The following is a 1,580-nucleotide window of genomic DNA, read 5'->3' on the forward strand; positions in this document are numbered from 1 at the left end:
CTGGGGGTGGGGCGGTTCCGCGTCGGCTTCTGGGTGTGCGGCCGCCTCGAGGTCCGCGATGGCCGGGTGTGCGGTTGGCAGGACTACTTCTCCAAGGCCGACATGGCCAAGGGCGCGGTGCGCGGACTCGTCGAAATGGTCACTGGTCGGGGTCGCTGACCTCGTCGTCGTCGTCCTCCCCCATCGACCGTGTCGGACCCGCCGCCTAGTCTCTAGGCCATGAGCATCGACCACTCCGCCGCCCGTGAGCGGCTCGCCGCCCTGCCCGCCGAGACCCGCATCGCGGTGGTGACGGGGGCGTCGTCGGGGATCGGTGAGGCGTCCGCGCGCGAGCTGGCCGGCCTCGGGTTCCACGTGGTCGTCGGGGCGCGGCGGGTCGACCGGCTGGAGGCGCTCGCGGCGGACATCGGCGGCACCGCCCTGCCCCTCGACGTCACCGACGCCGACTCGTGCGAGGCGTTCTGCGCGGCCATCCCCCGGCTGAACGTGCTGGTCAACAATGCGGGCGGCGCCAAGGGCACGACCAGTGTGATGGACGCCGACGAGGACCAGTGGCGCTGGATGTGGGAGACCAACGTCATCGGCACGCTGCGCATGGTCCGCGGTCTCATGCCGGTGCTGGTGGATACGGGCGACGGGCTGGTCATCACCATCACCTCGATCGCGGCCCTCGAATCGTACGACAACGGCTCCGGTTACACCTCGGCCAAGCACGCTCAAGCGGTCCTGCACCGGACGTTGCGCGGGGAGCACCTGGGCCAGCCGGTGCGGTTCACCGAGATCGCGCCCGGCATGGTCGAGACCGAGTTCTCCCGCGTGAGGTTCGACGGCGACGACGACAAGGCGGCCGCCGTCTACCGTGGGCTCACCCCGATGGTGGCCGAGGACGTGGCGGAGATCGTCGGGTTCGTGGCGAGCCGGCCCTCGCACGTCAACCTGGACCAGATCGTGGTGAAGCCGCGGGACCAGCACTCCGCGATGCGCGCCCACCGGGGCTGATGTGCGGTAGGTGAGGCTGGCCATGGTGTACCCAGGTTAGGCTTACTGACCTGGTGAAACGTCGCCGGCGAACATAGGCTGGCCCCCTACCGAAAGGGGCCTCCTCCATGGCCAGGAACAAGAACTCATTCGTCGAACTCCTCTCCGCTCAGGTCGGTCACGAGTTCGCCGCCAGTCAGCAGTACATCGCGATCGCCGTGTGGGCGGACGCGCAGGACCTACCGCAGTTGGCGTCGCGCTTCTACTCGCACAGCCTGGGTGAGCGGAACCACGCGATGATGATGGTCCAGTACATGCTCGACCGGGAGATCGCCGTGACGATCCCGGCCGTGCCCGCGCCGGAGGCCCAGTTCCGCGGTCCCGCCGATGCGCTGCGCGCCGCACTGGAGCAGGAGAAGCAGGTCACCCGGCAGATCGAGGCGATGTTCCAGGCCGCCCGCGCCGAATCCGACCCGCTCGGCGAGCAGTTCATGCTGTGGTTCCTCCGCGAGCAGGTCGAGGAGGTCGCCAACATGAACACCCTGGTGACCATCGCCGAGCGCGCCGCCGACGACTGGTTCCGCATCGAGGAGTACCTGGCC

At 69.2% G+C, this 1,580-nt stretch carries 3 protein-coding genes; all 3 read left to right on the forward strand.

Annotated elements, in window-relative coordinates; genetic code table 11:
• Positions 1-6: 6 nt before the first annotated feature.
• Positions 7-159 carry a limonene-1,2-epoxide hydrolase family protein gene (locus G6023_RS12620; RefSeq protein WP_347570772.1) on the forward strand — a complete coding sequence of 51 codons (153 nt, stop codon included), beginning with the start codon at positions 7-9 and terminating at the stop codon, positions 157-159.
• 60 nt (positions 160-219) lie between these two features.
• Entirely contained in the window at positions 220-999 is a 780-nt protein-coding gene (locus G6023_RS12625) for an SDR family oxidoreductase (protein ID WP_182635821.1), read from the forward strand.
• 107 nt (positions 1,000-1,106) lie between these two features.
• A partial coding sequence (locus G6023_RS12630; protein WP_182635823.1) for a ferritin occupies positions 1,107-1,580 on the forward strand: 474 nt, incomplete at its 3' end.

Source organism: Dietzia sp. DQ11-71 (assembly GCF_014144995.1).
In the GTDB taxonomy this organism is placed as follows: domain Bacteria; phylum Actinomycetota; class Actinomycetes; order Mycobacteriales; family Mycobacteriaceae; genus Dietzia; species Dietzia kunjamensis.